We start from the raw sequence: 6,702 nt of genomic DNA, 5'->3' as shown, positions 1-6,702 counted from the left end.
GTCTTGGTCGGGGTCGGTGTCGGTGTCGGGGACGTCGTGGGCTTCGGCGACGGGGTCGGAGACGGAGTCGAGCTCGGCGTCGAGGTCGGGATCGCCGACGGGCTCGCGGCGACGGCGCTCCGGGAGCTCGTCGTGGTACCGGCCGCGACCGGGGTCGGGTTCGACACCGTCCCGGAAGTCTGCGCGCCGGCCCAGACCGCGGTCGCGGCCACGCCGACGCTGCTCACCGCGACGACTGCGGCGATGACCGCCGGTGCCTTCGCGGGTAGGAAGCCGAGCAGCTTGGTGGAACTGTGCGCGAGACCGGCCGCGCCTCCGGAACCGTGTGCGGCTCCCGTGGCTCCGGCCGCGCCGGTTCCGGCAGCACCGCCGCCGACGCCTGCCGCCAGCGCCGTCCGGAACACCGCCGCGGCGAGCGCCGCCGGCACCACGGCCAACGGCAGTCCGGCCAACAGCTTCTCGACCGGGACCAGGTCGCGCGACCGGGCGTCACAAACCTCGCAGTCGCGCGTGTGCCCGACGAACCGCTTGCGCCACAAGGCGTTGCGGTGGCCGTCCCACCCGCTCGTCAGGTCCGACAGGCCGCGGCAGCGCTCCGGCGCGCGCAGTGCCCGGACGACGACGCGCGTCGCCGACAGCTGCTGCTTCAGGCGCTGGATCCGGACCGCGGCCTGGTTCTGCGGCACGCCGAGCGCGGCGGCCAGGTCGGCGCGGTCCAGGCGGCCGTGCTCGGCGAGCCACCACAGGCCCAGGAGCTCCCGGTTCCCGTCGTCGAGCCAGCCGGCCGCCTCGGCGACCTCCCGCCGCTGCCCGGTGAGGTCGAGCTTCAGGGCTGTCAGGTCGGCGAAGTCGGCGGCGGGGTCGGCGACCGCCACCGCCTCCTCCAGCGGCATCGTGCGCGCCTGCACCGCGCTGCGCGCGCGCTGCTGATCGTGCACCTGCCGGATCGCGACGGCGACCAGCCAGGACCGGAACGCCCCGGGATCGCGCACGTCACGCAGCCCGCGCACCGCGCGCATCATGGTCTCCTGGACAGCGTCGTCGACATCGGCGTGCGCCTGCAGCGCGAAGCCGATGATGTTGTAGACCAGCGGCAGCGCCTCGGCGACGAGGTCGCGCAGCGCCTCCTGGTCCCCGCGCTGCGCCGCCAGCACGGTGGCGGCGTCGAATCCGCCCCGCGGTGCTCTCATGCCGGACCGTCCTCTGGGGTCGACGGTGGTGGTTGTGCGATGACCATATAGAGGAGACGGTGCGGGTCCGGGGCGCATAACACGAATCTTTGGACGGTTCTGACTCGCGGTTGGGTGAGCGGCGCGGGTTGCCGACACAACCACCAGTACCGGCGGCCGCCAGCGCAACCCGCGGGGCACAACCGAACTGCGTCCCCCGCGAGGCCATCAACCCCTGCGCGAAGCCGTAAAAAACGCCTGTAAATCCACAGGCCGACCGCACAGACAAACCAGCCGCGTCACCGGCCCTGACTCAGGCCTGACTCGGTGCGTAAACCTGGATCTGTCCACCCGCGATACGCACCGGCAGCCTCGGCAGCGCGGGCAGCGGTGAGCCGCCCGCGGGCCGGGTCAGCGGCGCGCCGGCCAGTGTGAACGTGGCGCCGTGGCAGGGGCAGGCCAGTTGCTCGTGCGGTGTGTCGATGCGGAGCCGGCAGCCCTGGTGCGTGCAGAAGCCCGAGACGGCTTGGACGCGTCCGGAGGCCCGGCGGACGAAGCCGGAGACCGCGCCGAGGTCGAAGGACAGCACCGCGCCTTCGGCGAGGTCGGCGTCGCTGACGACGTTCTGCCAGGTGCCGACTGTGGGTGTCAGGTCCGGCTCGGCTGTGGCCGGGGATGCGGGGCCGACGGCCGCCTGGTCGGCGACGACGCCTGCGACCACGCCGGTTGCGGTGAGTGCTGTGGCGGCCAGAAACCGGCGGCGCCCTCGGTTTCGGTGCGCTGCCGGGAGTGCCGCGGCCGGTTGGGGGGCGTCCTGGCGGTCGGCGATGCGGCGGCGGAGGTCCTCGACGAAGGCCTCGCGGGGGCGTTGGGCGTCGGGGGCGGCTGCGGCCAGGTCGATGGCGGCGCGGGCCACCGCGATGTCGTCCTCGGTCGGGGCGAAGGGCGCGGGGCGGCGACGGCGCAGCAGGCTGTCCACGTAGCGGTCGATCGGGCGCTTCATGACGCTTCCCCTTCCTTGTCGAGCCCCGCGGCGCGGCGGAGGGCGCGGTGTTGCAGGACTTTGGCGTTCGCCACCGTCACGCCGAGTTCGGCGGCGGCGGCCTTGATCGAGTACCCGCGCAGGAAGCGCAGGGTCAAGATGGCGCGGTGCCGCTCCGGCAGCCCCGACAGGATCACCCCGATCCGCTCGGCGGTCCGGCCGGCCCGCTCGTCCTCGCCCGGCCCGCTGAAGTCTTCCAGGCCGGCCTCGTCGACGTCGATCACGGTGACCTGGTGGCCCAGCGTCGAGCGCCAGTGCGTGGCCAGGACGGTGCGCGCCGTGGTCAGCAGATAGGCGCGGACCTCGCCGACGCTGGCCGTGGCCCGGAGCGGGCCGAAGGCGGTCAGGAACACCTGGGAGGTCAGGTCCTCGGCGTCGTGGCGGTTGCCGACTTTGGCGTACATGAGCCGGTAGATCCGTTCGACGTTGTCGGCGTAGATCGCCTCCCAGCCGGGGTACGCGGCAGTGGGCAGGGCTCGGGGCGGCGCGGGTTGCACAGGCTGCACGGGTTGCATGGGCTGCACGGGCTGCGCCAACCGCCCGGCCGGCCCCAGCCGCCCCGTCTGCTCAGGCTGCGCGGCGGCCATGCCGTGTCCCAGAACCCTGACAAGCCGCGCCAGGCGCCTGCTGCTCACACCTCATCGTAGAGCGCCATCCGTGATCGACCTCGCAGAGCCTCATCGGTGCCGGTAGGTCCGGTCTCACGAAGAGATAGGGATCCGGGTTACACCGGGCCGCCACACCCGGGCCGCTGTAACCCGCCCGGCTATTGGTCAGGGGGAGAGAACACCGGCCGGTGTCCGCCCGCATCGGACACCGGCCGGTCCCACATCGAGCAGACGAAATCCAGGAGTCGAGACCTATGAAACCGAAAATCGGCCGAAGCCCCGGTGGTACCGGCCGTTCACGAAGCGCAGCCCTGGCCGGCCTGGCCGTGGCCACGCTCGCTTTGACGGCCGCATGCAGCAGCGCCGCGTCCCACCCGGCCGCGGCGGGCGCCTCCACGGCGATCGTGCCGGGCAGTGGGCAGTCCCTGGCCGGCGCGCCGGGCGCCACCGCGACCGGACCGGTCACCGGCACCGGCGCCTCGTCGATGCCGGGCATGACGATGACCATGGGCTCAGCCGGTTCCAACACCGCGCCAGCCGCACCGGTGGTCGGCAACGCCGTGGCGATCATGAACTTCGCGTTCGCGCCGGCCGCGCTGACCGTCAAGGCCGGGACCACGGTGACCTGGACGAACAAGGACAGCGACGCGCACACCGTCACCAGCCAGGGTTCCGGCGGTCCGTTGCAGTCAGCCGCGCTGTCCACCGGACAGAGCTACACGTTCACGTTCACCAAGCCCGGGACCTACTCGTACCTGTGCACGATCCACCCGTTCATGACCGCGACTGTGACGGTGACGCCATGACCGAAGAGCAGGCCGTGACCGAAGACCAGACCGTGAACGACGAGCAAGGCATGACCCGCCGCCAGCTGATCCGCCACGCCGGATGGTTCGGATCCGCCGTCGTGCTCACCGTCGCCGGCGGCGAGGTGATCAGCCACGTCGCGCACGACAAGGACAGCGCCGCGGCGGCGGCGACGGCCGCGGATGCCAATGCCCTGCGATTCGTGCAGATCTCCGACAGCCACATCGGCTTCGCGGGACCGGCGAACACCGACGTCACCGCCTCGTTCAGCGAGGCGATCGGCCAAGTCAACACTCTGGGATTCCGCCCGGACTTCGTCATGCACACCGGCGACCTGACGCACCTGTCGACGGCGGCGCAGTTCGACCAGGTCCGGCAGATGCTGACCGAGGTGCGCACCGAGCGGGTGTTCACCGTGCCCGGCGAACACGACTCGGTCGGCGACTCCGGCCGCGCCTACCGTCAGACGTTCGGCGCGGGGACGACCGGGGACGGGTGGTACTCGTTCGACACGCACGGCGTGCACTTCATCGCGCTGGTCAACACCCTGAGTCTGGAAAAGCTCGGACACCTCGGCAACGACCAGATCGACTTCGTCCGCAAGGACGTCGCGGGTCTGAGCTCTGATACACCGATCGTGGTGTTCAGCCACATCCCGCTGTTCGCCATGTATCCGGCGTGGGGATGGAGCACCGACGACGCATTGCAGGTGCTGGCGCTGCTGAAGAGGTTCAGCTCCGTCACCTGCCTCAACGGGCACGTGCATCAGCTGTTCAGCAAGGTCGAGGGCAACATCACCTTCCATTCCGCGACCACGACCGCCTATCCGCTTCCCGCTCCCGGCAAGGCCCCGGCCCCGACGCCGCAGGTGCTGCCGGCCGGACATCTCAAGGGGGCGTTGGGGATCCGCACCGTGACGTACAAGACCGGCGACTCGGCGTTGGCCATCACCGACACGAGGCTGGCATGAACTCCCGGGCCATGCTCGACGTCGGGCTGCGGGTCGCGAGTGCCGCCACGTTGTCGGTCAGCGGCTACATCCACGCTCAGCTGTATGTCACCGGATACCGGTTCATCCATGTCGTGGGAGTGCTGTTCCTGCTTCAGGCCAGCGCGTCCTTCGCGTTGGCCGCGCTGGTCCTGGTCGGCGGGCCCGTGCTGCTGCGCCTGGCCGCGGCGGGGGCGGCGGCCGGGGCGCTCGGCGGGTTCGCGGCGTCGCGGACGGTCGGGGTGTTCGGCTTCACCGAGCGGGGCTGGCAGCCGTCGCCGCAGTCGTTGATCAGTGTTCTGGTCGAGGTCGCGACGTTGCTGCTGCTGGTTCCGACGTATGTGGAGGCGGTGAAGTGGGCCCGCGTGGAGGTGACGCGCCTGCGGGCCTGATCCAGGTAGCCGATCCCGGTATCCAGCTGGGTATCAGTAGCCTGAGTCGTAGTCGGCACTGGCGTCGACGTCCGGCCAGTTCCCCGAGCGGCGGGCGCCGAGCTGTTTGGCGCGCAGCATCAGCAGGTCGGCGGTGCGGAACGCGGCGGGCAGGCCGCCGGGTTCGTCGAGGGGGGCGAACCCGACGGTGAAGCTGACGGGGGTGCCGGGGGCCAGGTCGTTCCAGTCGTGGGCCTCGACGGCGGCGCGCAGCCGGTCGCCGACCGCGCGGGCGTCGGCGTCCGAGGTGCCCGGCAGGATGATGACGAACTCGTCGCCGCCGTAGCGGGCCAGGAAGCTGCCGCTGCGCAGGGTGCGGGACAGGATCGCCGCGACCTGTTCCAGCACCTGGTCGCCGACGAGGTGGCCGTGGATGGTGTTGACCTCCTTGAAGTGGTCCAGGTCGCCGACGCCGAGCATGGCGCTGCGGCCGTTACGGGTGAGCTCCTCGACGTGGCGCTCCAGGTGGCGGCGGTTGGGCAGGCCGGTGAGGGAGTCGGTGTGCGCCTCGTCGGTGTAGCGGCTGACGTTGCGGCGGAGCTCGTCGAAGTCGAGGCGGGCGGTGATGCCGTCGACGAAGAGGTCGTAGATCGGGTCGGCGGCCTGCGCGATGCTCAGGGTGGCTTCGCCGGCGGCTCTGTAGGCCGAGGCGTAGTCGCCCTGGACGGCGTAGGCCATCGCTTTGAGGCGGGGCACTTCGGCGGCACCGAGGCGGGTGTGCGTGGTGCCGGCGTCCTTGAGCAGCTGGAGGGCGAGCGCCGGGCGGTATTCGGCGATGGCGAGGGCGGCGTGGCCGAGGCGGCGTATCTCGGCGTTCTCCAGAATCGGCTCGGAGGTGCTGTCGAGCAGCGCGTGGACGTCGATGTCGACGCGTCCGCCGAGGGAGGCGTAGCGCGCCGCCGCGTAGCCGAGGTAGCCGCGCTCCATCTCGATGAGGTCGTCGAGCCCCAGGTGCACGACGAGGTCGCGGAGCACGGCTTTGGCGGCCACGGATTCGCCGCGCTGGTCGAGCCACACCGCGTGCCGGACCTTGATCTCGGGGTGCGCGGCGAGCTTGCGGTCCATGGCGGTACCCAGGCGGCTGATGCGCTCGGCGTGGCCCTGCGCGGCGACGGCGTGGCGGTGGAAGCCGACGTAGGAGTAGGTGACGGCCATCGCGATCCAGGGCCGCAGCGCGCGGACGTCGGTGGCGGTGACCTCCAGCGCGCGGGCGCCGCGGACGAGGTTGGTGACGCAACGTTCCAGCGAGCCCTCGCGGTAGGCGAAGAACGCGGCGAGGGCGTGGAACTCGCCGAGGTCGGCGGGTGCGGCGCCGTGGGCCTGGACGGTCTGCCACGCGGCGTCGATGACGACCGGGCACTCCCGCAGCCGGTCGGTGTTGAGCAGCGCCGAGAGCTTGGCGAGCAGCACGCCCAGGATCTCCTGGGGATCGGTGAGCCCAGCCAGCAGCCGGTCCGCGAGGTCGATCGCCTCGGAGTGCCGACCCTCCCAGTTCAGGCGGGACACCGCGAGCCGCGGCCCGGACCAGACCGAGGAACCACCCTCCTCGCTGTTCACCTCTGCAACTCCAGCATGGTCACCGCAAGGTCGGCTTTGTTCCATCGTGGGCCCGGGTGTGGGCGGGCGCCACGGCGTGGGGCCGGTCGGGGGGCTCGGG

At 71.7% G+C, this 6,702-nt stretch carries 7 protein-coding genes; 3 read left to right on the top strand and 4 right to left on the bottom strand.

What is annotated here, in order from left to right; translation table 11 throughout:
* From GWK61_RS51680 to GWK61_RS51670, 3 genes are all read right to left on the bottom strand, one after another.
* Positions 1 to 1,190 (bottom strand): RNA polymerase sigma factor (locus GWK61_RS51680; RefSeq protein WP_194921487.1); only part of this gene is annotated, 1,190 nt, incomplete at its 3' end.
* Positions 1,191 to 1,482: 292 nt separating this feature from the next.
* Entirely contained in the window at positions 1,483 to 2,172 is a 690-nt protein-coding gene (locus tag GWK61_RS51675; RefSeq protein WP_194921485.1) for a Rieske (2Fe-2S) protein, read from the bottom strand.
* Positions 2,169 to 2,726, bottom strand: a complete 558-nt coding sequence (locus tag GWK61_RS51670; RefSeq protein ID WP_194921489.1) for an RNA polymerase sigma factor — start codon at positions 2,724 to 2,726, stop codon at positions 2,169 to 2,171. The genes GWK61_RS51675 and GWK61_RS51670 overlap by 4 nt, the downstream gene beginning before the upstream one ends.
* A 347-nt stretch (positions 2,727 to 3,073) precedes the next feature.
* Between GWK61_RS51670 and GWK61_RS51665 the strand changes: the two genes are divergently transcribed.
* From GWK61_RS51665 to GWK61_RS51655, 3 genes are read left to right on the top strand one after another with little or no spacing between them, the layout of a single operon-like run.
* A complete protein-coding gene (locus GWK61_RS51665) occupies positions 3,074 to 3,625 on the top strand; it encodes a cupredoxin domain-containing protein (protein WP_194921484.1) in 552 nt (183 codons plus the stop codon).
* Positions 3,622 to 4,596: a metallophosphoesterase family protein gene (locus GWK61_RS51660; RefSeq protein ID WP_194921482.1), complete on the top strand. Its 975-nt coding sequence runs from the start codon at positions 3,622 to 3,624 to the stop codon at positions 4,594 to 4,596. Before GWK61_RS51665 ends, GWK61_RS51660 begins: the two co-directional genes overlap by 4 nt.
* Entirely contained in the window at positions 4,593 to 5,006 is a 414-nt protein-coding gene (locus GWK61_RS51655) for a hypothetical protein (protein ID WP_194921480.1), read from the top strand. The genes GWK61_RS51660 and GWK61_RS51655 overlap by 4 nt, the downstream gene beginning before the upstream one ends.
* Before the next feature lie 33 nt (positions 5,007 to 5,039).
* Here the strand turns inward: GWK61_RS51655 and GWK61_RS60370 are convergent, their stop codons facing one another.
* On the bottom strand, positions 5,040 to 6,602 hold the full coding sequence (locus tag GWK61_RS60370) for a diguanylate cyclase domain-containing protein (protein WP_194921478.1): 1,563 nt from the start codon (positions 6,600 to 6,602) through the stop codon (positions 5,040 to 5,042).
* Between the last annotated feature and the right edge of the window lie 100 nt (positions 6,603 to 6,702).

The organism is Catenulispora rubra, from assembly GCF_015356825.1.
Lineage (GTDB): Bacteria > Actinomycetota > Actinomycetes > Streptomycetales > Catenulisporaceae > Catenulispora > Catenulispora rubra.
This window is presented reverse-complemented; position numbering and strand designations above follow the sequence as displayed.

Bases quoted from the DNA above. Each gene is read 5' to 3' on its own strand.
- GWK61_RS51655 (WP_194921480.1), top strand. From the start codon at position 4,593: ATGAACTCCCGGGCCATGCTCGACGTCGGGCTGCGGGTCGCGAGTGCC.
- GWK61_RS51675 (WP_194921485.1), bottom strand. From the start codon at position 2,172: ATGAAGCGCCCGATCGACCGCTACGTGGACAGCCTGCTGCGCCGTCGC.
- GWK61_RS51665 (WP_194921484.1), top strand. From the start codon at position 3,074: ATGAAACCGAAAATCGGCCGAAGCCCCGGTGGTACCGGCCGTTCACGA.
- GWK61_RS51670 (WP_194921489.1), bottom strand. From the start codon at position 2,726: ATGCAACCCGTGCAGCCTGTGCAACCCGCGCCGCCCCGAGCCCTGCCC.
- GWK61_RS51660 (WP_194921482.1), top strand. From the start codon at position 3,622: ATGACCGAAGAGCAGGCCGTGACCGAAGACCAGACCGTGAACGACGAG.